24 protein-coding genes are annotated in these 25622 nt (G+C 69.2%); 15 read left to right on the top strand and 9 right to left on the bottom strand.

What is annotated here, in order from left to right; all coding sequences use genetic code 11:
* Nucleotides 1–124: 124 nt before the first annotated feature.
* Both ABZ412_RS25945 and thiE read right to left on the bottom strand, forming a co-directional pair.
* On the bottom strand, nucleotides 125–508 hold the full coding sequence (locus ABZ412_RS25945) for a hypothetical protein (RefSeq protein WP_357284760.1): 384 nt from the start codon (nucleotides 506–508) through the stop codon (nucleotides 125–127).
* A 184-nt stretch (nucleotides 509–692) separates the two neighbouring features.
* Nucleotides 693–1394, bottom strand: a complete 702-nt coding sequence (gene thiE, locus ABZ412_RS25940) for a thiamine phosphate synthase (protein WP_357284757.1) — start codon at nucleotides 1392–1394, stop codon at nucleotides 693–695.
* Nucleotides 1395–1547: 153 nt separating this feature from the next.
* Between thiE and thiO the strand changes: the two genes are divergently transcribed.
* The 6 genes from thiO (at nucleotide 1548) to ABZ412_RS25910 (ending at nucleotide 6804) form a co-directional block, all read left to right on the top strand.
* Nucleotides 1548–2615: a glycine oxidase ThiO gene (gene thiO / locus ABZ412_RS25935; RefSeq protein ID WP_357284755.1), complete on the top strand. Its 1068-nt coding sequence runs from the start codon at nucleotides 1548–1550 to the stop codon at nucleotides 2613–2615.
* On the top strand, nucleotides 2612–2824 hold the full coding sequence (gene thiS, locus ABZ412_RS25930; protein WP_357284752.1) for a sulfur carrier protein ThiS: 213 nt from the start codon (nucleotides 2612–2614) through the stop codon (nucleotides 2822–2824). Before thiO ends, thiS begins: the two co-directional genes overlap by 4 nt.
* Nucleotides 2817–3581 (top strand): thiazole synthase, encoded by a 765-nt coding sequence (locus ABZ412_RS25925; protein WP_357284749.1) that lies wholly within the window; start codon nucleotides 2817–2819, stop codon nucleotides 3579–3581. The genes thiS and ABZ412_RS25925 overlap by 8 nt, the downstream gene beginning before the upstream one ends.
* 119 nt (nucleotides 3582–3700) lie before the next feature.
* Entirely contained in the window at nucleotides 3701–4645 is a 945-nt protein-coding gene (locus ABZ412_RS25920) for an ABC transporter ATP-binding protein (protein ID WP_357284746.1), read from the top strand.
* Entirely contained in the window at nucleotides 4645–5463 is an 819-nt protein-coding gene (locus tag ABZ412_RS25915) for an ABC transporter permease (protein ID WP_357094460.1), read from the top strand. The genes ABZ412_RS25920 and ABZ412_RS25915 overlap by 1 nt, the downstream gene beginning before the upstream one ends.
* A gap of 480 nt (nucleotides 5464–5943) precedes the next feature.
* Complete coding sequence (locus ABZ412_RS25910) at nucleotides 5944–6804, top strand: adenylate/guanylate cyclase domain-containing protein (RefSeq protein ID WP_357094671.1); 861 nt, start codon at nucleotides 5944–5946, stop codon at nucleotides 6802–6804.
* A gap of 54 nt (nucleotides 6805–6858) precedes the next feature.
* Here ABZ412_RS25910 and ABZ412_RS25905 read toward each other — a convergent pair whose 3' ends face one another.
* Nucleotides 6859–7017, bottom strand: coding sequence for a hypothetical protein (locus ABZ412_RS25905; protein WP_357284743.1), 159 nt, complete (start codon nucleotides 7015–7017; stop codon nucleotides 6859–6861).
* A gap of 168 nt (nucleotides 7018–7185) precedes the next feature.
* Between ABZ412_RS25905 and ABZ412_RS25900 the strand changes: the two genes are divergently transcribed.
* The 7 genes from ABZ412_RS25900 (at nucleotide 7186) to ABZ412_RS25870 (ending at nucleotide 16444) form a co-directional block, all read left to right on the top strand.
* Entirely contained in the window at nucleotides 7186–8901 is a 1716-nt protein-coding gene (locus tag ABZ412_RS25900) for an acyclic terpene utilization AtuA family protein (RefSeq protein WP_357284741.1), read from the top strand.
* Nucleotides 8902–8983: 82 nt separating this feature from the next.
* Nucleotides 8984–10132 carry an acyl-CoA dehydrogenase family protein gene (locus ABZ412_RS25895; protein ID WP_357284980.1) on the top strand — a complete coding sequence of 383 codons (1149 nt, stop codon included), beginning with the start codon at nucleotides 8984–8986 and terminating at the stop codon, nucleotides 10130–10132.
* Nucleotides 10129–11733 (top strand): carboxyl transferase domain-containing protein, encoded by a 1605-nt coding sequence (locus ABZ412_RS25890; RefSeq protein ID WP_357284738.1) that lies wholly within the window; start codon nucleotides 10129–10131, stop codon nucleotides 11731–11733. Before ABZ412_RS25895 ends, ABZ412_RS25890 begins: the two co-directional genes overlap by 4 nt.
* Before the next feature lie 8 nt (nucleotides 11734–11741).
* Complete coding sequence (locus ABZ412_RS25885) at nucleotides 11742–13778, top strand: biotin carboxylase N-terminal domain-containing protein (protein ID WP_357284736.1); 2037 nt, start codon at nucleotides 11742–11744, stop codon at nucleotides 13776–13778.
* 3 nt (nucleotides 13779–13781) lie between these two features.
* The gene (locus ABZ412_RS25880; protein ID WP_357284734.1) at nucleotides 13782–14945 is read left to right on the top strand and encodes an acyl-CoA dehydrogenase family protein; all 1164 of its coding nucleotides are present in this window, start codon (nucleotides 13782–13784) and stop codon (nucleotides 14943–14945) included.
* A gap of 83 nt (nucleotides 14946–15028) precedes the next feature.
* Nucleotides 15029–15823, top strand: a complete 795-nt coding sequence (locus ABZ412_RS25875) for an enoyl-CoA hydratase family protein (RefSeq protein WP_357284731.1) — start codon at nucleotides 15029–15031, stop codon at nucleotides 15821–15823.
* A 6-nt stretch (nucleotides 15824–15829) separates the two neighbouring features.
* Nucleotides 15830–16444: a TetR/AcrR family transcriptional regulator gene (locus tag ABZ412_RS25870; protein WP_357284725.1), complete on the top strand. Its 615-nt coding sequence runs from the start codon at nucleotides 15830–15832 to the stop codon at nucleotides 16442–16444.
* A gap of 37 nt (nucleotides 16445–16481) precedes the next feature.
* Here ABZ412_RS25870 and ABZ412_RS25865 read toward each other — a convergent pair whose 3' ends face one another.
* Nucleotides 16482–16769 (bottom strand): hypothetical protein, encoded by a 288-nt coding sequence (locus tag ABZ412_RS25865; RefSeq protein ID WP_357284722.1) that lies wholly within the window; start codon nucleotides 16767–16769, stop codon nucleotides 16482–16484.
* A 209-nt stretch (nucleotides 16770–16978) separates the two neighbouring features.
* Here ABZ412_RS25865 and ABZ412_RS25860 point away from each other — a divergent pair, with 209 nt between their 5' ends.
* A complete protein-coding gene (locus tag ABZ412_RS25860) occupies nucleotides 16979–17842 on the top strand; it encodes an alpha/beta hydrolase (RefSeq protein WP_357284720.1) in 864 nt (287 codons plus the stop codon).
* Nucleotides 17843–17888: 46 nt separating this feature from the next.
* On the opposite strand, the gene ABZ412_RS25855 is transcribed toward ABZ412_RS25860, so the two are convergent.
* The 5 genes from ABZ412_RS25855 to thiD form a co-directional block, all read right to left on the bottom strand.
* Nucleotides 17889–18581, bottom strand: coding sequence for a hypothetical protein (locus ABZ412_RS25855; RefSeq protein ID WP_357284717.1), 693 nt, complete (start codon nucleotides 18579–18581; stop codon nucleotides 17889–17891).
* Between the two features lie 342 nt (nucleotides 18582–18923).
* Complete coding sequence (locus tag ABZ412_RS25850; protein WP_357284714.1) at nucleotides 18924–19076, bottom strand: hypothetical protein; 153 nt, start codon at nucleotides 19074–19076, stop codon at nucleotides 18924–18926.
* A 133-nt stretch (nucleotides 19077–19209) separates the two neighbouring features.
* Nucleotides 19210–21309 (bottom strand): glycosyltransferase family 39 protein, encoded by a 2100-nt coding sequence (locus ABZ412_RS25845; RefSeq protein WP_357284711.1) that lies wholly within the window; start codon nucleotides 21307–21309, stop codon nucleotides 19210–19212.
* A gap of 154 nt (nucleotides 21310–21463) precedes the next feature.
* Nucleotides 21464–22708, bottom strand: a complete 1245-nt coding sequence (locus ABZ412_RS25840; RefSeq protein ID WP_357284708.1) for a glycosyltransferase — start codon at nucleotides 22706–22708, stop codon at nucleotides 21464–21466.
* A gap of 86 nt (nucleotides 22709–22794) precedes the next feature.
* Entirely contained in the window at nucleotides 22795–23637 is an 843-nt protein-coding gene (gene thiD, locus ABZ412_RS25835; protein ID WP_357284705.1) for a bifunctional hydroxymethylpyrimidine kinase/phosphomethylpyrimidine kinase, read from the bottom strand.
* Between the two features lie 190 nt (nucleotides 23638–23827).
* Between thiD and ABZ412_RS25830 the strand changes: the two genes are divergently transcribed.
* Nucleotides 23828–25579 carry an Ig-like domain-containing protein gene (locus tag ABZ412_RS25830; RefSeq protein WP_357284703.1) on the top strand — a complete coding sequence of 584 codons (1752 nt, stop codon included), beginning with the start codon at nucleotides 23828–23830 and terminating at the stop codon, nucleotides 25577–25579.
* The last annotated feature ends 43 nt before the right edge of the window (nucleotides 25580–25622 follow it).

Genomic DNA, 25622 nt, shown 5'->3' with positions numbered 1-25622 from the left:
TTTGCGGCGGAATCCACGATGAGTGCCAGATCCAGCCACCGCGTCAATCGGGCCAGATCCGAACAGCCGACCCCGGTGTCCTGACTGCCGCCGCCGCTTCCCGGCGGCCGAATTTCGCGGCGTGTCAGCCGGCGCTGCCGCTGCCGATCTGTTTCGGTTCGCCGCTGCCGGTGGAGAGGAAGGTGGCGGAGAGCTGGGAGTCGCCCTGTTTGACGGTGACGCTGTGGATGCCGCTGGCGAAGAGGGGGATGCTGGCCCAGTAGTGCTTGCCGTCGATGGTGACGGGGGTGGCGGGGCTGCCCGGCATGAGTTTGCCGTTGTCGTAGAAGGACACGGGGGCGGTGCTGTCAACGTCCGCGGCGAGGTTGGACTGGGCGTCGCTGACTTGCTGGATCCAGATGCGGGTGACCGACGCCTGTGCGGGCGCGGCCGTGATGACACTGCCGACCGCAGTGGCGGTCAGCAGTAGCGCGCCGAATCCATTGCGTACCACAGAACTTGCAAGCATTGGCAACCTCCGAAGGATGTGGCGATCGGACTGATCACCATCGCAGCCGAACCTAGGTGACATCCGGATCTTTGAAATGCCGCCAGTTCCAATGGCACGACGGAGCTACCCGCGCGGCCGTCGGGCTCGCGACTACGCATTCGTCACCGAAGTTCGCGCCGCCCGACAGCACTCGAGATCCGTGCTACCGGTCGTTCTCCAGGATGCGCTGCTTGATGGCGCGGGCGGCGGCTTGGGGGTTGTCGGCGGCGGTGATGGCTCGGACGACGACGATTCGGGTGGCGCCGGCGGCGAGGACTTCGGGGAGGGTGTTCTCGTCGATGCCGCCGATGGCGAACCAGGGGCGGGTGGGGTGGGCGTCCGTGGTGGAGCGGACGAAGTCGAGTCCGGCGGGGGTGCGGCCGGGTTTGGTGGGGGTGGCGTAGACGGGGCCGGTGCAGAAGTAGTCGATGTGTTCGTCGATGGCGGCCAGACCGGCTTGGGCGCGGTTGTGGGTGGAGCGGCCGAGGACCACGTCGGGGCCCAGGATCTGGCGGGCGTACCAGGGCGGGAGGTCGCCCTGGCCGAGGTGGAGGACGTCGACTCCGGCGGCGAGGGCGATGTCGGCGCGGTCATTGCAGGCGACCAGGGCGCCGTGGCGGCGGGCCACCGCCTTCAGTTCGGCGAGGGCGGCGAGTTCGGCCTTCGCCTCGAGCGGGCCGAACTGCTTCTCACCGGCGGAACCCTTGTCGCGGAGCTGGATGATGTCGACGCCGCCGGCGAGGGCCGCATCGGCGAAGTCCGCGAGGTCGCCCCGGTCGCGGCGGGCGTCGGTGCACAGGTAGAGCCGCGCGGTGGCGAGGCGTTCCCGTGGGGTGGCGGGCCGGTTCGGGTGGGAGGGTTGCACAGGGGTGACGGTAGTCGCGCTACGGTTGTCGGGTCGAAACGACCCGAGGGAAAAAGCCCGGTGTGGCGGCTCGCGGCTTTTCCTCGCGGCCGATGTTTCGGATCGGATATATGCGGGTCCCCGGGAACGCGGGGACGAGTTAGGTGGATTCACATGCGGACTCTGGCCGTCGTCGGCGGCGGTGTGATCGGACTGTCGGTGGCCTGGCGGGCCGCCGGAGCGGGCTGGACCGTCACCCTCTTCGACCCGGCCTCGGGTACCGGATCCTCCTGGGTCGCGGGCGGGATGCTCGCGCCGCTGTCGGAGGGCTGGCCGGGGGAGGACGCGGCCCTCGCGTTCGGCGCCGCCTCGCTGGTCCGCTGGCCCGGGTTCGCGGGTGATCTGAAGGCCGTCACCGGGACCGATGTCTTCGTCGCCGACGCCACCCTCACCGTCGCCCTGGACGCGGCCGACGCCGCTGACCTGCGCACCATCGCCGACTGGGTGAATGCCCGCGGCCACGAGCTGAGCCTGCTGGATCGCGCGGGCGTCCGGGCGGCCGAACCGAGCCTGGGTCGCGGCGTGCGGGCCGGACTGCTGGCCGCCGCCGAACCCGCCGTCGACAACCGGGCCCTGGTGAACGCGCTGAAATTCGCCTGCCTCGAGGCCGGGGTCGAGTTCCGCCGGGAGAGGATCGAGGACGTGGCGGCGCTGCCGCACGATCGCGTCGTGCTGTCCGCGGGCGCCGCCTCCGGCCTGCTGTGGCCGGGCCTGCCGGTGCGTCCGGTGAAGGGTGAGATCCTGCGCCTGCGCCGCCGCCCGAGCGCCCCCACCCCGCCCACCCGGGTGATCCGGGCCCGCGTGCACGGCCGCCCCATATATCTTGTGCCGAGGGCTGACGGGATCGTCCTGGGTGCAACACAATACGAAGTCGGGTTCGACAACGCCGTCACCGTCGCCGGTGTCCGGGACCTGATCACCGATGCCGAGGCCGTCCTGCCGGGCCTGGGCGAATACGAGTTCGCCGAGGCCGTCGCGGGTTCGCGTCCCGGCTCGCCGGACAATCTGCCGTTGATCGGATACCTCGACGACAAGGTGATCGTGGCCGCGGGCCACGGCCGCAACGGCATCCTGGACACCCCGGTCACGGCGGACGCCGTACTGGCCCTGCTCGCCGACACCGAGCTGCCCGAGGCGCGAGCCGCGGACCCGCACCGTTTCATCTCAGGAGGAGTTCGATGACCGCAATTCCGGTCGGCGTCACCGTCAATGGTGAGGACCACGTGTTCCCGGAGGAGCTCACCGTCCGCGAGCTGCTGGAGCGCCTGAACCTGCCGTGTCAGGGCGTGGCGCTGGCGATCGACGGCGCGGTCTTCCCGAAGTCCCGCTGGGACGAGCCGGTGGGCCGCGGCTGGGAGATCGAGGTGCTGACGGCGGTGCAGGGTGGCTAGCGCGGTCGAGCCGCTGGTCATCGCGGGCCGCGAGTTCGGTTCGCGCCTGATCATGGGCACCGGTGGCGCGGAGAACCTGGCCGTGCTGGAGGAGGCGCTGCTGGCGTCGGGCACCGAGCTGACCACGGTCGCCATGCGCCGGGTGGACGCCGCGGGCGGCACCGGCGTGCTGGACCTGCTGAAGCGCCTGGAGATCGCCCCGCTGCCGAACACCGCGGGCTGCCGCACCGCCGCCGAGGCCGTGCTCACCGCGCAGCTGGGCCGCGAGGCCCTCGAAACCGATTGGGTGAAGCTGGAAGTCATCGCCGACGAGCGCACCCTGCTCCCCGATGCCATCGAATTGGTGTCCGCCGCAGAGCAATTGGTGGACGACGGCTTCACGGTGCTGCCCTACACCACCGATGACCCGGTGCTGGCCAAGCGCCTCGAGGATGTCGGTTGCGCCGCGGTCATGCCGCTGGGTTCGCCGATCGGCACCGGCCTGGGCATCGGCAATCCGCACAATATCGAGATGATCGTGGCCGCCGCGGGCGTCCCGGTGATCCTGGACGCGGGCATCGGCACCGCCAGCGATGCCGCCCTGGCCATGGAACTGGGCTGTTCGGCGGTCCTTTTGGCGACCGCGGTCACCCGCGCCCGTCAGCCCGCGGTGATGGCGGCGGCCATGGCCCGTGCGGTGGAGGGCGGTTGGCTGGCTCGCCGGGCGGGCCGCATCCCGAAACGCTTCTGGGCGCAGGCTTCCTCGCCCGGTTTCTGATTCCCCGGTCCGCGGCCTGAACCCGGAGCCGGGTCCGGGCCGTAATCATCCCCGAGGATGAGCGACGCGCGACCTTTTGGCGATAGTGCGCGCTCACTACATGGGGAAGACTGGGCAGCATGATCGAACTGAGAGGCCTGACCAAACATTACGGCCAGACCGTCGCGGTGTCGGATCTGTCGTTCACGGTCCGTCCGGGGCAGGTGACCGGCTTTCTCGGCCCGAACGGGGCTGGTAAGTCGACCACCATGCGCATGATCCTGGGGTTGGACACCCCGACCTCCGGGACCGCGCTCATCGACGGCAAGCCGTACCACGACCTGAAACGTCCCCTCGACACCGTCGGCGCGCTGCTGGACGCGAAGTGGGTGCACCCCAATCGTTCCGCGCGCTCGCATCTGCGCTGGATGGCGGCGTCCAATGACATTCCGCAGTCCCGGGTCGAGGAGGTGCTGCGCCTGGTCGGCCTCAACGAGGTGGCCGGGAAGAACGCGGGCGGCTTCTCGCTGGGCATGTCGCAGCGGCTGGGCCTGGCGGGCGCGCTGCTCGGCGACCCGCAGGTGCTGCTGTTCGACGAGCCGGTGAACGGCCTGGACCCGGAGGGCATCCTCTGGATCCGCCGTTTCATGCAGCGGCTGGCGTCGGAGGGCCGCACCGTGCTGGTGTCGAGTCACCTGCTCTCCGAGATGGCGCAGACGGCAGAGCATCTCATCGTGATCGGCCGCGGTCGGCTGATCTCCGACACCTCCACGAAGGATTTCATCGAGAAGGCGTCGGAACAGTCTGTGCGCGTGCGCAGTCCGCAGCTGGATCAGTTGCGCAGCCTGCTCACCTCGAACGGCATGACGGTGCGCGAGGACGGGGCGGAGGCGGACGGCCGGGCGCTGATGGTGGCGGGCGTGACCAGCGACGCGGTCGGAAAGCTGGCCGGGGCCAATGACATCACGCTCTACGAGCTGTCCCCGCAGCGCGCGTCGCTGGAGGAGGCGTTCATGCGCATGACCGGTGGCGCGGTGCAGTACCACGGCGAAGGCTTCGATCAGGTGATGGGAGGTGGCCTCTGATGGGAGTGCTCACCGCGGAACGAATCAAACTGACCTCGACCAAGTCGCCGGTGTGGTGCACGGTGCTGCTGGCGGTGTTCGCGCTGGGCATCGCGGCGCTGTTCAGCCTGGCGTTGAACGCGTCGTGGCGGGTGTTCCAGGACCAGCTGGCCGAGGGCAAGATGCATCCCTCGGACGCGCCGTACGCGGAGAACTCGATCGCGGGCCTGGGTATCACGGGTCTGGCGCAGGGTATGCCGGGCTTCGGCTACCTGATGGTGATGATCCTGGCGGCGCTGGCGGTCACCAGTGAGTACCGCTTCGGCACCATCAAGACGACCTTCCTGGCGACCCCGAGCCGGACCACCGTGCTGCTCACCAAAGCGGGCCTGATTGGTGTTGCTATGGGTTTGCTGAGCTTGGTGCTGACCTTCCTCGGCTTCTTCATCTTCAAGGCCATGGTGACCCACGACGCGGGCGCCCACCTCAGCCTCACCAGTGGCGACCTGCGGGTCTTCTACGCCGTCCCGATCTTCATCCTGCTCATCGTTTTCCTGGCGGTCGGCGTCGGCACCCTGATCCGGCAGTCGGCGGGCGCGCTCTCGCTACTGATCGTGTGGCCGGTGATCCTGGAGCCGATGGTCGGCGCGTTCGGCAAGGTCGGCCGGGAAATCCAGGTGCTGCTGCCCTTCCAGAACGCGGGCCTGTTCCTCGGAACCGTGGACGAGAAATCCGAGTATTGGCATTGGGGTCCTTGGGGTGGTCTCATCTACTTTGCGGCCTTCGTCGCAGTCGTGTTCGGAGCCGCGCTCTTCGTGGTGAACAAACGCGATGCCTGACTCGTGTTACGAGTGATATAGACCCTGCCCGGGGAGCCGCCGGCCACTGCCCGGCACGGCGGCGCGCATCGGCCCGATACGGATTCCGTATCGGGCCGATGTCATTCGGCGGGGTGGTTCATACCGTTCCGACAGTGTGGTCCAGCTTACGTTTGATTCGCGCCGTGGTGATGTGGCGCGTGGCACCGGACGGTCGGTAGCATCGGTTCAGCAACCAAAACACTCAAACCTTCGGCGGGTCCAACGATGTGGCCGCTAGCACCGATCGGGAGGTGTCCGGTGGCAATCGTTGATCCATCCCATGACGGAACGCTGGGATACTCTCTGGGCGTGAGCGAACGACCCTCCGACGGCGGAGACCGCGCCAAAGACGCGAACCGCACGGACGGACTGGGGACCGATCGCAACCGCTCGCGTGACGCGGGCGGGAACCGGGGGCGCGACCAACCGCGTATCGACCCGGATGTGGTCATCCCGCTGATCCCCGCAGAACTTTCCGAGGACCCGGAGGACCCGGACGAGCTCGACGGGCAGCCGCGTCGCCGCGGCCGCTTCCCCGGCCAGCTCTCGGCCCTGGTCAATGCCGCCAATCAGCGCGGCGACATCATCGGCGCGATCCGCAAGGCGCGCGAGAATCTGCCCGGCGACCCGGGTTTCGGCGATCCGCTGTCGGTCTCCGGACCGGGCGGGGTGCGCGCGGTGGCCCGCGCGGCGGACAAGCTGGTCGGCGATTCGCCCAGCGCCGCACGCGAATTGGGGCTGGGTGCGCTGCAGGTGTGGCAGGCCATGCTGGAGCGGGTCGGCAAGGGCCGCGGCAGTGACGAGATCACCATCATGTTCACCGACCTGGTGGCCTTCTCCAGCTGGTCGCTGGCGGCGGGCGACGAGGTGACCCTGGACCTGCTGCGCCGGGTGGCCAAGGCCATCGAGCCGCCGATCGTGGATCGGGGCGGCCAGGTGGTCAAGCGCATGGGCGACGGTGTGATGGCCGTCTTCCCGTCCGCGGACCGGGCCGTACGGGCGGCCATCGCCGCCAAGGAGAACCTGTCCGCCGTGTCGGTGGACGGTTACCGCCCGCAGATGCGCCTGGGCCTGCACACCGGCAGCCCCCGCGAGATCGGCGGCGACTGGCTCGGCATCGACGTGAATATCGCGGCCCGCGTCATGGAAGCGGGCGGCAACGGCAACACCATGCTCTCGGGTGCCACGCTGGACGCCCTGAAGCCGGAGACCCTGGAAGAACTCGGCTTGGGCGTGAAGCCCTACCGCCGCAGCTTCTTCGCAGCCCCGCTCAGTGGAGTCCCCGAAGACTTGCGCATCTTCCGCCTCGAAGCCGAGTGAAGACGCTGCGGGCGTGAGAGGGGTTTCGCGGGAAGCCCCTCGGAGCCCGAGAGTTCAGTTGCTCATCCACAGGATCGCGCCCACCGCTGCGAGCACGCCGCAGACGGCGAGTGCCACGGCCAGTGGGCGCGAGGTCTTGAACAGCGAGTACGCGCCGCCGAAGAGGAATCCGGCGAGGGCGAGCAGGATGAGCGCGCTGACGTCTGTGGACACCCGTTCAGTCTGCCTGACGGTTGCCGTCGCCCTGGTACCCGGCCCTGACCGGGCCTTTCAGCAAATAACAAGCACGCGGGCTTGATTTTTTCCGCCCCTGATGTGACCCTGTAACCGACCGCAGCACCGAGGCTGCGCCGGCTTCGGGCGCACACAGGGAGGCCCTTCATGAGTCAGCTCGCCGACAGTCCGGATCTCATCCGGATCGGCAACTGTTCCGGGTTCTACGGCGATCGCATGAGCGCCATGCGGGAGATGCTCGAGGGCGGTCAGCTCGACGTGCTCACCGGCGACTATCTGGCCGAGCTCACCATGCTCATCCTGGGTCGCGACCGCATGAAGGACGCCAACCTGGGCTACGCCAAAACCTTTGTGCGGCAGCTGGAGGACAGCCTCGGGCTGGCCCTGGAGTCGGGCGTGAAGATCGTCGCCAACGCGGGCGGCCTCAACCCGGCGGGCCTGGCGCAGCGGGTGCGCGAGGTCGCCGAAAAGCTCGGTCTCACACCGAAGGTCGCGTACGTGACCGGTGACGACCTGCTCGCCCGCGCCGGTGAACTGGGCCTGGGCGCACCGTTGACCGCCAACGCCTACCTGGGCGCGTGGGGCATCGCCGAATGCCTCACCGCGGGCGCGGACATCGTGGTGACCGGCCGGGTCACCGACGCCTCCGTGGTGGTCGGCCCGGCGGCCGCGCACTTCGGCTGGGCCCGAACCGATTACGACGCCCTGGCGGGCGCGGTGGTGGCGGGTCACGTCATCGAGTGCAGCACCCAGGCCACCGGCGGCAATTTCGCCTTCTTCACCGAGATCGCGGATCTGGGCCGCCCCGGCTTCCCGATCGCCGAGGTGCGCCGCGACGGCAGCAGTGTCATCACCAAGCATGAGGGCACCGGCGGCGCGGTCACCGTGGACACGGTGAAGGCGCAGCTCATGTACGAGATCCAGAGCGCGCGCTACGCGGGCCCGGACGTCACCACCCGCCTGGACAGCATCCAGGTGAGCCAGGAGGCCCTGGATCGGGTGCTGATCAGCGGTGTGACCGGTGAGGCCCCGCCGCCGCAGACCAAGGTGTCCACCAACACCATCGGCGGCTTCCGCAACGAAATGCAGTTCATCCTCACCGGTTTGGACATCGAGGCCAAAGCGGCGCTGGCACAGCGTCAGCTGGAGTCGTGGCTGACGGTGCGTCCCGCCGAACTGGACTGGACGCTGGCCCGCCTGGACCGCCCCGACGCCGCCACCGAGGAGCAGGCCAGCGCCCTGCTGCGCTGTGTCGTGCGCGATCCCGACCCGAACAAGGTGGGGCGCGCGTTCTCCAGTGTCGCGGTGGAATTGGCGCTCGCCAGCTTCCCGGGCTTCTCGCTGACGGCCCCTCCCGGCAACGGCGGACCCTACGGCGTGTTCAAGCCGGGGTACGTGGACTCCAAGGAGATCCCGCACACCGCCGTGCTGCCGGACGGCTCCGAGGTGGCGGTCGCCCCAGCGGGGGAGACCCTGGAGCTGGACGCGGTCGCGGAACCGGAACTGCCGCAGCCGCTTCCGGCGGGTGAGACCCGGCGCGTCCCCCTGGGCTCGATCGCCCTCGCTCGCAGTGGCGACAAGGGCGGCAATGCCAATGTCGGCGTCTGGGTGCGCACCGACGAGCAGTGGCGCTGGCTGGTCCACGCCCTGACCGTCGAGGAACTGCGCCGCCTGCTGCCCGAGACCGCCGACCTGCCCGTCACCCGGCACGTGCTGCCGAATCTGCGGGCGCTGAACTTCATCGTCGAGGGCCTGCTGGGCGAGGGCGTGGCGTATCAGGCCCGCTTCGATCCGCAGGCCAAGGGCCTGGGCGAATGGCTGCGCGCGCGGCATCTCGACATCCCGGTGGAGCTGCTGCCATGAGCGGGCACCCGGACGAATCAGTGGACACCACACGGCATTCCGGCCGTGCGAAGGGGAGTGAGGCGGTATGAGCGCCCAATACGTGAACCCGTGGCAGACGCCCGAGCGCCGCGAATTGCGCGCCACCGTGCGCGGTTTCGCCGAACGTGAAGTGCTGCCCTACCTGGATCAGTGGGAGCGCGACGGCGAGATTCCGCGCGAGCTGCACAAGAAGGCGGGCGCGCTGGGGCTGCTCGGCATCCAGTTCCCCGAGTCCGCGGGCGGTTCCGGAGGTGACGCCATCGACGCCGCCATCGTGGCCGAGGAGATGCACTACGCGGGCTGCTCGGGCGGCCTGTTCGCGTCCCTGTTCACCTGCGGTATCGCGGTGCCGCACATCATCGCCTCGGGCAATGCCGAGCACATCGAGCGCTGGGTGCGGCCGACGCTGGCGGGGGAGAAGATCGGCTCGCTGGCCATCACCGAGCCGGGCGGCGGTTCCGATGTCGGACACCTGCGCACCGCCGCGGTGCGCGACGGCGACGACTACATCGTGAACGGCTCCAAGACCTTCATCACCTCCGGTGTGCGCGCCGACTACGTGGTGACCGCTGTCCGCACCGGCGGTCCGGGGGCGGCGGGTGTGTCGCTGCTGGCGGTGGAGAAGGGCACGCCCGGTTTCACGGTCAGCCGCAAGCTGGAGAAGATGGGCTGGCTGGCCTCCGACACCGCCGAGCTCTCGTATGTCGACGTGCGGGTGCCGGCCTCGAACCTGGTCGGTCCGGAGAACAGCGGATTCGCGCAGATCGCACAGGCTTTCGTGAGCGAGCGGGTGGGCCTGGCCGTGCAGGCGTACGGTCACGCGCAGCGCTGCCTGGACCTGACCCTGCAATGGACCCGCGACCGGGAGACCTTCGGCCGCCCGCTGATCAGCCGTCAGGCGGTGCAGAACACGCTGTCGGAGATGGCCCGCCGCATCGACGTGGCCCGCGTCTACACCCACGTGCTGGCCGAACGCGCCGCACAGGGGGAGACCGATCTGATCGCCGAGGTCTGCTTCGCCAAGAACACCGCGGTGGAGACCGCCGAATGGGTTGCCCACCAGGCCGTGCAGTTGTTCGGCGGCCTCGGCTACATGCGCGAGTCCGAGGTCGAACGGCATTACCGCGATGTCCGCATCCTCGGCATCGGCGGCGGCACCAATGAGATTCTGACCAGCCTCGCGGCCAAGCGATTGGGGTTCCAGTCTTGAGTATTCTGCGCACATCCGTGGACCCGAATTCGGCGGACTATCAAGCCGCCGCCGAGGCGATGAGCGCCAAGCTCGCCGAGGTCGAGGTCGAATACGCGAAGAACATCGCGGGCGGCGGCCCGGACAAGATGGCGCGGCATCGCAAGCGCGGCAAGCTGACCGCGCGCGAACGCATCGAACTGCTCATCGACGAGGATTCGCCGTTCCTGGAGCTGGCCCCGCTGGCCGCCTGGGGCAGTGACTTCCATGTGGGCGCGAGCGTCATCGCGGGCATCGGCATCGTGGAGGGCGTCGAGTGCTTGATCACCGCGCCGGATCCGACCGTGCGCGGCGGCACCTCCAACCCGTGGACGCTGCGGAAAACCCTGCGCATGAACGACATCGCGCTGGAGAACCGGCTGCCGGTGATCGGCCTGGTGGAGTCCGGCGGCGCGGATCTGCCGACGCAGAAAGAGGTCTTCGTCCCCGGCGGCCGCATGTTCCGGGACCTGACCCGGCTGTCGGCGGCCGGAATCCCCACCATCGCACTGGTTTTCGGCAACTCGACGGCCGGTGGCGCGTACATCCCGGGCATGTCCGACTACACGGTCATGATCAAGGAGCGCTCCAAGGTCTTCCTGGGCGGTCCGCCGCTGGTGAAGATGGCCACCGGTGAGGAGTCCGACGATGAGTCGCTCGGCGGCGCGGAGATGCACGCCCGCACATCGGGTCTGGCCGACTACCTGGCGGTGGACGAGCAGGACGCGATCCGCCTGGGCCGCTCCATCGTCAAGCGCCTGAACTGGCAGAAGCAGGGTCCGGCCGCGCGCCCGGTCACCGAGGTGATCGAGCCGCTGCACGACCCGGAGGAACTGCTCGGCATCGTGCCGACCGATCTGAAGATCCCGTTCGACCCGCGCGAGGTCATCGCCCGCGTGGTCGACGGCTCGGACTTCGACGAGTTCAAGCCGCTCTACGGTTCCAGCCTGGTGACCGGCTGGGCGGAGCTGCACGGCTACCCGGTCGGCATTCTCGCCAACGCCCGCGGCGTGCTGTTCTCCGAGGAGTCGCAGAAGGCGACCCAGTTCATCCAACTGGCCAATCAGAAGAACACGCCGCTGCTGTTCCTGCACAACACCACCGGCTACATGGTCGGCAAGGAGTACGAGCAGAAGGGCATCATCAAGCACGGCGCGATGATGATCAACGCGGTCTCGAACTCGAAGGTGCCGCACATCTCGGTGCTGATGGGCGCGTCCTACGGCGCGGGCCACTACGGCATGTGCGGTCGCGCCTACGACCCGCGTTTCGTATTCGCCTGGCCGAGCGCCAAATCCGCCGTCATGGGCGGTGCCCAGCTGGCGGGCGTCATCTCCATCGTCGGCCGGGCGGCCAACGAGGCGCGCGGTATCCCGTTCAACGAGGAGGCCGACGCCGGTCTGCGCGCCATGATCGAGGCGCAGATCGAGGCCGAGTCGCTGCCCATGTTCATGTCGGGCCGCCTCTACGACGACGGCGTCATCGACCCCCGCGACACCCGCACGGTGTTGGGAATGGCCTTGTCCGCCATTCACAATGCCCCGATCAAGGGCGCCGAGGGCTTCGGCGTCTTCCGGATGTGAGGCCGAAAATGACTGTATCGCGGAGCGATTCCCCCAGGGGTGGCGGCGGGGCGACGGGTGGGCTTACGAACGTTCTGGTCGCCAATCGTGGCGAGATCGCGCGGCGCGTCTTCGCGACCTGCCGTCGGATGGGTATCTCGACGACCGCCGTCTACTCCGACGCGGACGCCAACTCGCCGCACGTCGCCGAGGCCGATGCGGCGATTCGCCTGCCCGGCAACACTCCTGGCGAGACCTACCTGCGCGGTGAGCTGATCATCGAGGCCGCGCGGGCCGCCGGTGCCGACGCCATCCACCCCGGCTACGGATTCCTCTCCGAGAACGCCGAATTCGCGAAGGCCGTGCAGGCCGCCGGGCTGACCTGGATCGGCCCGCCGGTCGCGGCCATCGAGCAGATGGGCTCCAAGGTCGAGTCCAAGAAGATGATGGACGCCGCCGGTGTCCCGGTGCTGAAGCAGCTGGATCCGGCCGAGGTCACCGCCGACGTGCTGCCCGTGCTGATCAAGGCGTCCGCCGGTGGTGGCGGTCGCGGTATGCGTGTGGTGCGGGAGCTGTCCGAGCTGACCGGGCAGATCGAGGCGGCGCAGCGGGAAGCTCAGTCCGCCTTCGGCGATCCGACCGTCTTCTGCGAGCGCTACCTGGAGACCGGCCGCCATATCGAGGTGCAGGTCATGGCCGACACCCACGGCACCGTGTGGGCGGTCGGCGAGCGTGAGTGCTCGATCCAGCGCCGGCACCAGAAGGTCGTCGAGGAAGCCCCGTCGCCGCTCGTCGAGAAGATCGACGGGATGCGGGTCCGCCTGTTCGAGGCGGCCCGGCTGGCGTCGGAGGCCATCGGCTACGAGGGCGCGGGCACCGTCGAATTCCTCGCCGACGAGAAGGGCGACTTCTTCTTCCTGGAGATGAACACCCGTCTCCAGGTGGAGCATCCGGTCACCGAGCAGGTCACCGGCCTGGACCTGGTGCGTCTGCAGTTGCAGGTGGCCGCCGGCCGCCCGCTGCCCGCCCGGCAGCCGGAGATGCGCGGCCACTCCATCGAGGTGCGTCTCTACGCGGAGGACCCGGCCCACGACTGGCAGCCGCAGTCCGGCGCCGTGCACCGGCTCGACATCCCCGGCACCCTGGGCGAATTCACCGTGCTGACCGAGCCGGGCGTGCGCCTGGACACCGGCATCGTGGACGGCTCGGTGGTGGGCGTGCACTACGACCCGATGCTGTCGAAGGTCATCTCCTTCGCCGAGACCCGCGACGAGGCCGCCCACCTGCTGGCTTCCGCCTTGCAGCGGGCCAAGATCCACGGCCTGGTCACCAACCGCGATCTGCTGGTGCGGGTGCTGCGGCATCCGGCGTTCCTCGCCGGCGACACCGACACCGCCTTCTTCGCGACCCACGATCTGGAGAAGCTGTCCGCGCCACTGGTTTCCGAGGCGGACGAGGAGCTGTCCATCGTGGCCGCGGCGCTCGCCGACGCCGCCGCCAACCGGCGTACGGCCCGGATCGGCGGCGGTCTGCCCAGCGGCTGGCGCAACCTGCCGTCGCAGGCGCAGTCCAAGTCCTACGAGTCCCGGCTGACCGGCCGCCACGACGTGCGCTACCGGATCACCCGCTCCGGCCTGGAGGTCGAGGGCCACGAGGGCCTCGAATTGCTGGAGGCCACACCGGATCTGGTGATCCTCCAGGTGCCCGGTGAGCGCGGCCCGGTGCGCCGCCGCTTCGAGGTCGCCCGCTACGGCGATCTGGTGACGGTGGATTCCCCGCTCGGCCCGGTGGCGGTGCGCCGCCTGCCGCGCTTCGAGGATCCGGCCGACCAGGTGGCCGAGGGCTCGCTGCTGGCCCCGATGCCCGGTGCGGTCATCCGCCTGGGCGCGGCCGCGGGTGACCGGGTCGAGAAGGGTCAGCCGATCCTCTGGCTGGAGGCCATGAAGATGGAGCACACCATCGCCGCCCCCGCCGCGGGCGTGCTCACCGAATTGAACGTTTCCGCGGGCCAGCAGGTCGAAGTCGGCACGGTGCTCGCCGTCGTCCACAGCGAAGATCAGGAGTAGGCAATGGGTTTCATCGAGACCGACGAACAGAAGGCGCTGCGGGAGGCGGTGGCCAAGCTGGCCGCCAAGTACAACTTCCGCGACTACGCCGGGCCCAAGGCCCGCAAGGGCGAGCCGTTCGACGAGCTGTGGGACGAGGCCGGCAAGCTCGGCTTCCTGGGCGTGAACCTGCCCGAGGAGTACGGCGGCGGTGGCGCGGGCATCTACGAACTCGCGCTCGTCCAGGAGGAATTGGCGGCGCAGGGCTGCGGTCTGCTGCTCATGGTGGTCTCGCCCGCCATCTGCGGCACCATCATCACCAAGTACGGCACCGAGGCGCAGAAGCAGGAGTGGCTGACCAAGCTGGCCGACGGTAGCGGCAAGATGGTCTTCGGCATCACCGAGCCGGACGCGGGCTCCAACTCGCACAAGATCACCACCACCGCCCGCCGCGACGGCGAGGACTGGATCCTCAACGGCCGCAAGATCTTCATCTCCGGCGTGGACCAGGCCGAGGCCGTGCTCATCGTGGCCCGCACCGAGAACGCCAAGACCGGCAACCTGCAGCCCGCCCTGTTCATCGTCCCCGTCGACACCCCCGGCTTCGTGAAGACGAAGCAGGAGATGGACATCATCGAGCCGGACAACCAGTTCACCCTGTTCCTCGACGACGTCCGGCTCCCCGCGACCGCGCTGGTCGGCCAGGAGGACGCGGCCATCGCGCAGCTGTTCGCGGGCCTGAACCCGGAGCGCATCATGGGCGCGGCCATGGCGGTCGGCATGGGCCGCTACGCCATCGACCGGGCGGTCTCCTACGCCAAGGAGCGCGCGGTGTGGAAGGGCGTGCCGATCGGCGCGCACCAGGGCATCTCGCACCCGCTGGCCCAGGTCAAGATCGAGCTCGAGCTGGCCAAGGTGATGATGCAGAAGGCGGCGTTCCTCTACGACGCCGGTGACGACTTCGGCGCCGCCGAGGCCGCCAATATGGCGAAATACGCTGCGGCCGAAGCCAGTATCAAGGCACTCGACCAGGCCATCCAGACCCACGGCGGCTCCGGCCTGACCGCCGATGTGGGCCTGGCGGGCATGCTGGCCGCCTCCCGCATCGCACGGGTGGCTCCGGTCAGCCGCGAGATGATCCTCAACTTCGTGTCGCAGCACTCACTGGGCCTGCCCCGGTCCTACTGACCGCGGCGACGAGTGGCGGTGTGCGCGCGGCCACCGCCACTCGTCCCGCTTTTCCGTAAGTCACTCAGCAGCAGGAGTATTCGATGACCGACACAGCCGGTGCCACCGCGGACGCGCCGTTCGTGCGCTACGAGGTGAGCGACGGATTCGCGGTACTGACCCTGGATTCGCCGCACAATCGCAATGCCCTGTCCTCGCGGCTGGTGACCGAACTGCTCGCGGGCCTGGAACGGGCCGCCGCCGACGACGCCGTGCGCGGCGTGGTTCTCACCCACACCGGCAACACCTTCTGCGCCGGAGCCGATCTCAAGGAGGCGGTGGACGCCGATCCAGCGGCCGCCGCCGAGATCCGCACGCAGTGGATGATCTCGGTGCTGCGCACCGTCCTGGCCATGCCCAAGCCCGTGGTGGCGCAGGTGAACGGCAATGTGCGCGCGGGCGGCATGGGCATCGTCGGCGCGTGCGACCTGGCCGTCGCGGGCCGTGACAGCAGTTTCGGCCTCACCGAGGTACGTATCGGCTTGGCCCCGTTCATGATCTCCCTGACTCTGCTGCCGCGCATGTCCGCCCGCGCGGCCGCGCGCTACTTCTCCACCGGCGAGACCTTCGACGCCGCCGAGGCCGAACGCAACGGCCTCATCACCGTGGCCGCCGACGACCCCGCCGCCGAGGTGGCCCGCCTGCGTGCCGAACTCCGCAAGGGCTCCCCCCAAGGCCTGGCCGAGGCCAAGCGTCTGGTCAACACCGACCTGCTCGAGGTCTTCGACCAGCGGGCCGAGGAACTGGCCAAACGCTCCGCAAGCTACTTCGGCACCCCCGAGGTGATCGAGGGCATGACGGCCTTCCTGCAGCGCCGCCCACCGAGCTGGGCACAATAGGTCACCATGGCGACACCCCACGAACCCAAGCAGGACCGCAGCCGGGCCACCCGGCAGCGGCTGCTGGAGGCGACCATCGACTGCCTGTCCCAGATGGGCTGGGCGGCCGCCACGGTCGCCGTCGTCGCCGAACGAGCCGGGGTGTCGCGCGGTGCCGCCCAGCATCATTTCCCCACCCGTGAGGATCTGATCACCGCCGCCCTGGAGTACATGTTCGAAACCCGTATGGCCCAGGCCAAGGCGGACGCGCTGGCGGTCGCCGAGGTAGCGCAGGGCGTCGCCCGCACCGAGGCCGTGGTCGCGGGTTTGGTCGAGTCCTACACCGCCCCCATCTTCAAAGCGGCCCTCCAGGTCTGGACCCATGCCGCCGCCGACCCGGTCCTCCGCGAACGCATCGTCCCCATGGAAGCCCGCTTCGGCCGCATCTCCCACCGCATGGCCATCGAAGCCCTGGGTGTGGACGACACCGACCCCGTCACCCACCACCTGGTCCAAGCCACCCTCGACCTGGCCCGTGGCCTCGGCCTCGCCGACGTCCTGACCGATGACTCCTTGCGCCGCAAGGAAATCGTCCAGCAGTGGGCCGCCACCCTCCACACCGCCCTCGAAGCAGCCCGCTGACCTCCCGGCCAGCGGTGCCGAGGCGGTGCGGCTTCGGTCAGCCGGCGATCAGATAACTGTGGACCGGTTCGAACGAGATACGGGGCTCGCTGGTTACTCCAGCCTTTTCGAGCGCCGGGGCCAGTCGTTCGTTGGCGAAGCGCTGGAATTCCTCGGGGGAGTTCCAGACGTCGGTGACTCGGAGCCCCCTGTCCGTGGTGGTCGCCCAGTGGAATAGTCCGCCCGTAGCCATGGGGCCGCCGGGCGCGAATCCCAAGATCTCGAGAATCGAGTCGTACTCCTCGACCGTTGTGTCGTCGAGTTCGACGATGACGGCGACGGCCATGATGATCTCCTTTCGCGACAGCGGCCCGACGCGGGTGTCGGGCCCTGGTTCGAGCGTAGATCCGGCCTAGCTGGAGTTTCGTCGAATAGGAGGAAGCGGGCAGACGCGCTGGATGGCACGCCTGACAGCCGCTGTCGCGGCCACGCCGATGACTTTCCGCTCGATTCGTCGTCGGTATATCGAGGTGAACCGACAGACAGGAGTTCGGCATGACGGGACCGATTCGGATGGGCGTGACCTCGGTGCGGGCGAACGGTGTGGACCTCGGCATCGAGGGCTTCGGGCGGGCGGACGATCCGCTCGTCCTGCTGGTCGGCAGCCCGACGATGCTGTCCTGGCCCGACGAGCTGTGCGAGCGGCTCGCGTCCGGCGGGCGGCACGTGGTGCGCTACGACCTGCGCGACTCCGGTGCGTCGACGACCATCGACCCCGAAAATCTGGGGTACGACCTGCGGGATCTTGTCGCGGATGCGGTTGCGTCGGTCAAGGCGCTCGGTGCCGGGACCGCCCATCTCGGTGGGGTGGGCGTCGGTGGGATGGTTGCTCAGGTCGCCGCGCTGGACCACCCGGACGTATTCACCGCACTGACCCTGGTCAACACCCGGCCGGTCGCACCGGGCCCAGTCGACGACGACCTACCCGACCATGACCCCGCTGTGATGGGCGCGTTGTTCGCCCACCCGCAACCGGACTGGACCGACCGAGGCGCTGTCGCGGAGTTCGCCGCCGCGGGAGCCGAGCTGTTGGGCAACGATCCTGAGGACGCGCGGGCGACCGCTGCCCGAATCTGGGATCGCACGCCGTCGACCGATCCCGCGGTGCACCAGGCGAACCAGCTCGGGATGACGTTCGCCCGCATCGATTGCGCCCCGCGCTGGCGGGACCGGCTCGGTCGGCTCGCCGTACCCACGCTCGTGGTGCACGGCCGCGCCAACCCGTTCTTCCCGCTCGGCAACGCCGAGGTCCTCGCCGCCGAAATCCCTGGGGCGCAGCTCCTGGTCCTCGACGGCATGGGTACCGACTTGTCCCGCACCGTGGCCGACCAGACCGCCGCCGCCATGCTCGCCCTGTAGCCCCCGAGCGCGGTTGCTCGGCCTGTGGTATTCGAGGGCTGCCGAATCAGCGACTGCTGCCGGTGCCGTTGAGCAGCAGGGGGATTCGGGCCGCCATGTCCACCGGGAGGTAGGTCGTGGCGCTGGTGGTCCAGGCTTGACCGGATTGCGAATCGTACTGGCTGGGCATGGTGATTCCGGCGGGTGCGTACGCGTGCAGTCCGTTGTCGCGAGTCGTGTACGTCGCGCGCCACAGGTGATCCTTGAACGCGATGACACCGGCGACATCGATGGCCTGGGAGGTGCCACGCAGTGCCGCAACCTTTTTCGCCACCCCATCGGTGGACAGGTAGGTCAGCGTGCCATCGGCCTGTTGATCGGCGGCGATCGCGACGACATCGGTCATGCCGTACTTGGCGCGAAGCACGTCGGCGATGACGGTCTGGGCGTATACGGGAATGCTCCTGCCGCCGCGAGCGGCCACGACGGCGGCGGCAAGCGCCTCGTTCACGGGCCCGGGCTCACCCTCGGTGCGCGCGGGATCGGCCCCGGCCGGAATCCGATTGCCGAAACTGTAGGCGACCAGAAACGTGAACTGATCCGCGGCCGCCGTGGGCGCGGGCCACAGGTCACTCGACCCCGACGCCGACCCGCTCGCCGACCCGGACGCGGATGACCCGCTGTCGGCCAGGGCAATCGGCGCCTGAACGGCGAAGCCGACGGTGAGAGCAGCGGCGAGCACAACGAGCGACGACCTCATAACCGCGGAACCTAGCAGCCCCCATCCGCCCCACAGCTCCTTCACCCGACCTCGTCCGCTCAGCGGGACAGCGGTGGCCGGCGGAGGCTCCCCTGGTCCGCACCGATCATTGTTCTCGGTATCGGTAGCCCTATCGGTCGTGTGATGTGGTGCGGGTTGAATGGTTGGCGATTCGCGATAGGCTCGCGTGGACGTATTTCTTGGGGGCGGGACCTTTTCGTGCCCATCGGAAGTTAGGAAACGGAAGTCGATATGGGCGTTCTTGGGGTTCTCTTCACTCTGCTGTCGCAGGCGTTCGGGATTGTGACCAATGGGTCTGCGTACATGAACAGCCCGCACTGATCAGAAGCCGAAAACTTCTGCCAATTCGATCGATTCGTCGTCCCAGCGGCATTCGATGCGCTCGCGTTCGATGTCAGGGAGGAACGGATCCCATCCGGCCCTGCGCCAGAAGGCTTCTCGATGCTCATCGGGGAGGGGATGCGGCGTGCTCATGCGGATTCCCTGGATCGTGACGGCCGTCACATTCAGTTTATCGGGTCGTGGTGGGGCGCAATGAAGAACCGAGCGCCCGCATCCGGAGGGGTGCGGGCGCTCGGTTGTGTTGTGGCGGGGGCAAGCCCGCCGGTCAGTTGGTTTTGGGGGCGGTGAGGTCGTAGAGGGTGATGCCGTCTACTTCCTCGGCGGTGAAGTGGTCCTTGACCCAGGCGGTGATCTGGGAGCTGGTGCCGTTGCCGCCGCGTTCGCCGCCCATCTGGCTGCCCGCGATGAAGTAGTGGATGCGGCCCACCTGGACGTACTCCTGGAACTGGGCGAGGGTGGGTGAGGGGTCGCTGCCGTTGAAGCCGCCGATGGGCATGACCGGTAGTTCCGTCGCCAGCTGGAAGCCGGCCGCCGAGTTCGAGCTGACGGTGGCCGCCACCCAGGTGTACTCGGAGCCGCTCGCCTTCAACAGGTCGGTGACCTTGGCGCTGGGGCGGCTCGCCATCATCATGTTGCCCGCCGCGCCGCCGAATCCCTCAGGCCCACCGGCGGTTCCGCCCGGGCCGACGTTCGTGGCACCGCCGCGGTTCATGCCCGCGCCGTGCTGGCTGCCGCCGGGCTGACCGACCGGAGCGCCGTTGCGCGGGCCGCCATTGCCGCCGTCGCCGCCATTGCCGGGCGCGAATCCGTTCCCTTCGCCGAAGACGTTGCCGGGGAACCCGTTAGGACCGTCGCCGCCGCGGGGTCCACCCGGACCCCAGCCGCCGCGGACCGCCGGACCGGCCGAAGGCATCGGTCCCTGGTGCGCGGTGGCGATCCCGTTCACGGCGTAGGCGGTGGGCGCCGCCAGGCCGAGGATCACCGCGGCCGCCGCGACGGACACACCGGCCTTGCGGGGCAGGCGGAGGAGCAGCAGCACGGTGACGGCGATGCCGCCGACCAGGACCGTCCAGCGCAGCCAGGGTACGAAGGACGTGCTGCGGGACAGGATGATCCACGCGGTGGCGGTGGTCAGACCCATGGTCGCGACCAGGGCCGACCGCACCCAGAGCTGGTCGCGGTGCCGCCAGGCGAGCACCGAGCCCGCGCCGATCAGCGCGGCCACACCGGGGGCCAGCGCCACCGTGTAGTACGGGTGGAAGATGCCCTTCATGAAGCTGAAAACCAGTCCGGTTCCGACCAGCCAGCCGCCGAACAGGATGAGCGTGGCGCGCTGCGGGTCGGTGCGGGTCAGCGTGCCGCGCAGGACGATTCCGGTCACGAGCAGCACCAGCGCCGCCGGGATGAGCCAGGCGATCTGACCCGCCTGCTGCGGCTCGAACAGCCGCCCGATGCCGGGCGTGCCCCACATGCCGCCCCCGCCGTTCGGCATGTCGCCGCCGAAACCGCCGACGCTTCCGCGCTCCTCGCCGTTCAACCGGCCCAGGCCGTTGTAGCCGAGGGTCAGTTCGATGATCGAATTATGCTGCGAGCCACCGAAGTACGGCCGGTCCGCGGCGGGCCACAGCTCGGCGAGCAGCACCCACCAGCCCGCACCGGCCACCATGGCCGCGCCCGCCGCGACCAGCTGCGCGATCCGCTTGCCCAGCGCGGGCGGCCCGGCGATCAGGTAGGTGAGCGCCAGCGCGGGCACCACCAGCAGCACCTGCAATTGTTTGGCCAGGAAGCCCAATCCGATGAACGCGCCGGTGACCACCAGCCAGCGCCACCGCCCGTCGGCGACCGCCCGGGTCATGGCCCAGGCCGCCGCCAGCATGAGGAACACCAGCATCGCGTCGGGGTTGTTGAACCGGAACATCACGGCCGCGATGGGAGTCAGCGCGAGCACCAGCCCCGCCAGCAGTCCGGCGGTCGCCCCGAAGTTCCGGCGCACGATCGCCCACAGCAACGCCACCGACGCCACGCCGAGCAGCGCCTGCGGCAGCAGCATGCTCCAGCTGTGCAGCCCGAAGATCCGCACCGAGATCTCCATGGGCCACAGCGACAGCGGCGTCTTGTCCACGGTGATCGAGTTGGCCGCGTCGGAAGAGCCGAAGAAGAACGCCTTCCACGACACCGAACCCGCCTGCACCGCGGCCGAATAGAAGGAGTTGGCCCAGCCGTTGGCGGACAGGTTCCACAGGTAGGCGACGGCCGTGCCGGCCAGCAGGGCGGCCAGGGCCAGGTACTCCCGGCGGTCGCCGCGCGCAGCGGGCGGCTCGGCCGGGGGCGGGGCGACCCGGGTCTCGGTCAGTGTCGCGGTCATCGGTCGCCTCCTCGGCTGATTCGATCGGTCTGGGGATCGTTGGGGATGGTCCAGAACGGCAGTTCGCCGTGTTCGGGGCGGTGACGGTACGGGAAGTCGATGGCGGCGAGCCGACAATCGTCCGGAAGTCCTTGCTGCGCACGGGAGAAGGGGGTCAACGCGTCACCTCGGGCGTGGCGTGCTTCCCGGCATTGCGGAACACCCAGCGCAGTCCGACGAACCGCAGCAGCGTGGCGACCAGGTTGGCCACGACCAGCACAACCAGTTCCAGATGGACGGCCGCGTCGGGAGCCCAATGGTGCAACGCGAACAGCGAGCCCGAGGTCAAAGCCAGCCCGACGCCGAAGATGGCCAGGCCCTGGAAGTGGTGCGACACAGCTTGATTGGACCCGCGCACCCCGAACGTGAAGGCCCGGTTGGCCGCGGTGTTACCGACCGCGGTGATCAGGAGCGCCAGGAAGTTGGCGGCCTGCGCCCCCGTAATCCCTTGCAGCAGTACATAGAGCAGCAGATACGCCAGCGTCGAGGTGACACCCACGATGCCGAACCGCACCAGCTGCCCGACCATCCCCAGCGGTACACCCTCGACCAGCGGCTCACGCCCGATGGCCGCCCGCAGTTCGTTGATCGGCAGCCGCCCGGTGGTCAGCGCCCGCCCCACCCGCCAGATGCCGAGCAGGTCCTTGCGGGCGGTGTCGACGATGTCGACCCGGGAGTCCGGGTCGTCGATCCAGTCCACCGGCACCTCGTGGATACGCAGCCCGATCTTCTCGGCCAGCACCAGCAGTTCGGTGTCGAAGAACCATTCGCCGTCCTCCACCAGCGGCAGCACCAGCTTGGCCACCTGGGAGCGCATGGCCTTGAACCCGCACTGCGCGTCGGAGAACTTGGCCTGCAGGGAGGTCCGCAGGATGAGGTTGTAGCAGCGGGAGATGATCTCGCGCTTGGGTCCGCGGACCACCCGGGACTGGGAGGCCAGCCGGGTGCCGATGGCCACGTCGGAGTGCCCGGACACCAGCGGCGCGACCAGCGGCAGCAGCGCGTTCAGGTCGGTGGAGAGGTCCACGTCCATGTAGGCGACGACCTGCGCGTCGGACGCCTGCCACACCTCGCGGAGCGCCCGGCCGCGGCCCTTGCGGTCCAGGTGCACCACGCGCACCCCGTCCAGCTGGGCGGCCAGCTGTCGCGCCACGGTGAGGGTGGAGTCGGTGGAGGCGTTGTCGGCGATGGTGATTCGGGCCGTGAACGGGAAGTTCAGGGTCAGGAAGGCGTGCAGCCGGCGCACGCAGGGCCCGAGATCGATCTCTTCGTTGTAGACGGGAACGACCACGTCCACGACGGGCGCGGTCACTGCTGCAGTGGGTTCCGCCGCCCGGACGGCGGTCACGGTGTCGTTCATGGTGACCAACCTCGATCACCAGACTCACATCAGCCTGCGCCCTGCCTGGGAGGTTCCTGGGAGCGGGATTCCGCCGACCGGCGAGCTCAGGCGTGCAGCCGCCACAGCGGCGACACCGGTCCGTGCCCCGCGCCCAGGTCGTAGGAGGCTTCCAGGCAACGGAAGGTCCATTCCTTGGCGAAGGCGACCGCGTCGGGCACCGAGTACCCGTGGGCGAGCGCGCAGCAGATGGCCGCGGCCAGGGTGTCCCCGCCGCCGTGGTCGTTGCCGGTGGCGAGGCGTCTGGCCGGGAGTTCGTGGAAGGTGTCGCCGTCGAAGAGCAGGTCGGTGGACTGCTCGGAGGTGCGCAGGTGCCCGCCCTTGACGATCGCCCACTGCGGGCCGAGCGCGATCAGCGCTTCGGCGGCCTTGCGCGCGGACCGGTCGTCGACCACCTCGATGCCGGTGATGAGCCGGACCTCGTCCAGGTTCGGCGTGACCACGGTGGCCAGCGGAATCAGCGTGTGCCGCACCGCGTCCAGCGCCTCGGCGTGCAGCAGCGCGTCGCCGTGCATGGAGGCCGCGACCGGATCCACGACCAGTGGGATGCCGCCCTGCCGCCCGATGCCGACCTCACGGCACACCTCGGCGACCGCCTCGATGATGGCGGTGGAGGCCAGCATGCCGGTCTTGGCCGCCCCGATCCCGATGTCGCCGACCACGGTTCGCACCTGGTCGGCGACGATCTGCGGCGGGATCTCGTGGAACCCGCTGACGCCCAGGGTGTTCTGCACGGTCACCGCGGCGACGGCCACGCACGCGTGCACGCCGCACAGCGCCATGGTGCGGGAGTCGGCCTGGATGCCCGCGCCGCCGCCGGAGTCGGTGCCCGCGATGGTGAGGGCGCGAACCGGGGTGGTGCCATTCGGGGCAAGCGGTAGGAACTGCACGTCACAGACCCTACCGATACCCCCGTGGACCTCGTCTTCCCGTCCTCCGCGGCCGGTCGTCCGCCGTCCGGAAATTCCTTCCGAATGAAATGATCAAAACTAAAACACGTTCTAGTCAGACCATGCATACTGGCGGCGTTTAGTTCGGATTGTCCGGTTCCGTCGATGTGACCGGGCGTAAGGAGTCCCTGTGAACCATTCGTCCAAGCGGCTCGCCGTCGTGCCCGTCACCGGCGCGGCCATGCTCGCCGGGGTGCTGCTCACCCCGGGTACAGCGAGCGCCGGTGACACCAGCTTCACCAGCTCGTGTCAGGCGAAATCGATCATCACGGTCGACAAGTCCGTCGCCGCCACCATGAGCGTCACCGCGCCCGCCTCGGTCGCGGCGGGGGAAACCTTCACCTATCGCATCCAGCCCAACGCGTCCTCGTACCCGGACAAGGACTCCGGCGCGACCACCACCAACCTGTCGCGCATCAAGTACGACTACGCGATTCCCGACAACGCGACCTTCGTCAGCGCGGCGATCGTGCCGGGCACCGCCGTCAATATCGACAATGTGGCCCCGAACGTGCTGCGCGTCAACGATTCCGGCGCCGTCGACAACGCCGGTGGCATCCTGCGGCTGTCGGGCAATAACGAGGTCGTCGGCAACAGCCCGACCAGCAGCACCAATTCCGAGGGCGGCATTCGCGCGCCGAAGCTGAAGAAGAACCTCGACGGCACCGCCAACTCCGCGGGCGAATCCTGGTACCGGCTGCCCGCCGTCGACGTCACCGTCACGGCCGTCGCGGCCGGCGTGATCACCCCGAAGGTGCGGACCGCGGGCAGCGCCGCCAGCTACGGCAACGACCAGAACTTCAGCACCTCGCTGGCCAAGGCCTCGCTGCTCGGCACCCAGTGGGCCCCGACCCGCTGCATTCCCAGCGACGACAAGAGCACCCTCAACGCGGGCGCGGGCCCGCTGGCCACCATCACCGTCACCGGGCCGGTCAACAACTCCACCACGACCACCCTGACCGCTCCGGCGACCGCGACCACCGGCCAGGCGGTCACCTTGAGCGCGACGGTGGCCCCGGCCGCCGCCACCGGCACCGTTCAGTTCAAGGACGGCGACGCCAATCTCGGTGCGGCCGTTCCGCTGAACAACGGTACGGCGACCCTCTCGCAGACCTTCACCACCGCGGGCGCGCATTCGATCACCGCCGTCTACGGTGGTGACTCGAAGAACCAGCCGTCGACGTCGGCGGCCTCGGTCGTCTCGGTCACGGCCGCGATCGTCGACACCACCACCACGATGAATGTCCCCAGCACCGCGACGACCGGTCAGGCGACGGATCTGTGGGCGACCGTGAACGCTCCCGGCAATGTGCCCGCCGTGGGCGGCACCGTGCAGTTCAAGGACGGCGGCGCCGACATCGGCGGCCCGATCGCTCTTTCCTCCGGCGGCGCGAAGCTGACCTACACCTTCAATGCCGCAGGCGCCCACGCGATTTCGGCGGTCTACTCGGGTGCGGAGGGCTTCAACCCGTCGACCGGTGCGGCCGCGACCGTGACGGTCAGCGATCCGGCTCCCGTCGAGCTGAACACCACGACCACCCTGACGGTTCCGGCCGCGGCCACCAAGGGTGACGCGGTGGCCTTCACCGCCGAGGTCAAGACCGAGGCCGGCGCGGCCGTCACTTCGGGCACCGTCCGATTCATGGACGGCGGCACCCCGATCGGCGACGCGGTGACCGTGGTCAACGGCAAGGCGACCCTGCAGTACACCGTCGGCCAGACCGGCAACCGGGTGATCACCGCGGTCTACACCGGCGGCACCGGGTACAAGGGCTCGACCTCGGCGCCCTCGACCCTGAACGTCAAGGACGCCACCACGCCCGGCGGGGGCGGCGGTTCCTTCGGCCTGCCCGGTCTGCCGACGGGCTCCCTGGGCAAGTGATCCAACGCTGAGCTGATCGAACACTGAGCTGATCGAACGCTGA

The organism is Nocardia sp. NPDC005746, assembly GCF_040630785.1.
Lineage (GTDB): Bacteria > Actinomycetota > Actinomycetes > Mycobacteriales > Mycobacteriaceae > Nocardia.
Note: the sequence above shows the minus strand (reverse complement) of the source record. Positions and strands in the feature narration are given on the sequence as shown.

What these genes read in the sequence shown, in the direction of transcription:
- ABZ412_RS25945 (WP_357284760.1), bottom strand. Translation starts at nt 508, where the DNA reads ATGCTTGCAAGTTCTGTGGTACGCAATGGATTCGGCGCGCTACTGCTG.
- thiO (WP_357284755.1), top strand. Translation starts at nt 1,548, where the DNA reads ATGCGGACTCTGGCCGTCGTCGGCGGCGGTGTGATCGGACTGTCGGTG.
- thiS (WP_357284752.1), top strand. Translation starts at nt 2,612, where the DNA reads ATGACCGCAATTCCGGTCGGCGTCACCGTCAATGGTGAGGACCACGTG.
- ABZ412_RS25920 (WP_357284746.1), top strand. Translation starts at nt 3,701, where the DNA reads ATGATCGAACTGAGAGGCCTGACCAAACATTACGGCCAGACCGTCGCG.
- ABZ412_RS25915 (WP_357094460.1), top strand. Translation starts at nt 4,645, where the DNA reads ATGGGAGTGCTCACCGCGGAACGAATCAAACTGACCTCGACCAAGTCG.
- ABZ412_RS25900 (WP_357284741.1), top strand. Translation starts at nt 7,186, where the DNA reads ATGAGTCAGCTCGCCGACAGTCCGGATCTCATCCGGATCGGCAACTGT.
- ABZ412_RS25885 (WP_357284736.1), top strand. Translation starts at nt 11,742, where the DNA reads ATGACTGTATCGCGGAGCGATTCCCCCAGGGGTGGCGGCGGGGCGACG.
- ABZ412_RS25880 (WP_357284734.1), top strand. Translation starts at nt 13,782, where the DNA reads ATGGGTTTCATCGAGACCGACGAACAGAAGGCGCTGCGGGAGGCGGTG.
- ABZ412_RS25875 (WP_357284731.1), top strand. Translation starts at nt 15,029, where the DNA reads ATGACCGACACAGCCGGTGCCACCGCGGACGCGCCGTTCGTGCGCTAC.
- ABZ412_RS25870 (WP_357284725.1), top strand. Translation starts at nt 15,830, where the DNA reads ATGGCGACACCCCACGAACCCAAGCAGGACCGCAGCCGGGCCACCCGG.
- ABZ412_RS25865 (WP_357284722.1), bottom strand. Translation starts at nt 16,769, where the DNA reads ATGGCCGTCGCCGTCATCGTCGAACTCGACGACACAACGGTCGAGGAG.
- ABZ412_RS25860 (WP_357284720.1), top strand. Translation starts at nt 16,979, where the DNA reads ATGACGGGACCGATTCGGATGGGCGTGACCTCGGTGCGGGCGAACGGT.
- ABZ412_RS25855 (WP_357284717.1), bottom strand. Translation starts at nt 18,581, where the DNA reads ATGAGGTCGTCGCTCGTTGTGCTCGCCGCTGCTCTCACCGTCGGCTTC.
- ABZ412_RS25850 (WP_357284714.1), bottom strand. Translation starts at nt 19,076, where the DNA reads ATGAGCACGCCGCATCCCCTCCCCGATGAGCATCGAGAAGCCTTCTGG.
- ABZ412_RS25845 (WP_357284711.1), bottom strand. Translation starts at nt 21,309, where the DNA reads ATGACCGCGACACTGACCGAGACCCGGGTCGCCCCGCCCCCGGCCGAG.
- ABZ412_RS25840 (WP_357284708.1), bottom strand. Translation starts at nt 22,708, where the DNA reads ATGAACGACACCGTGACCGCCGTCCGGGCGGCGGAACCCACTGCAGCA.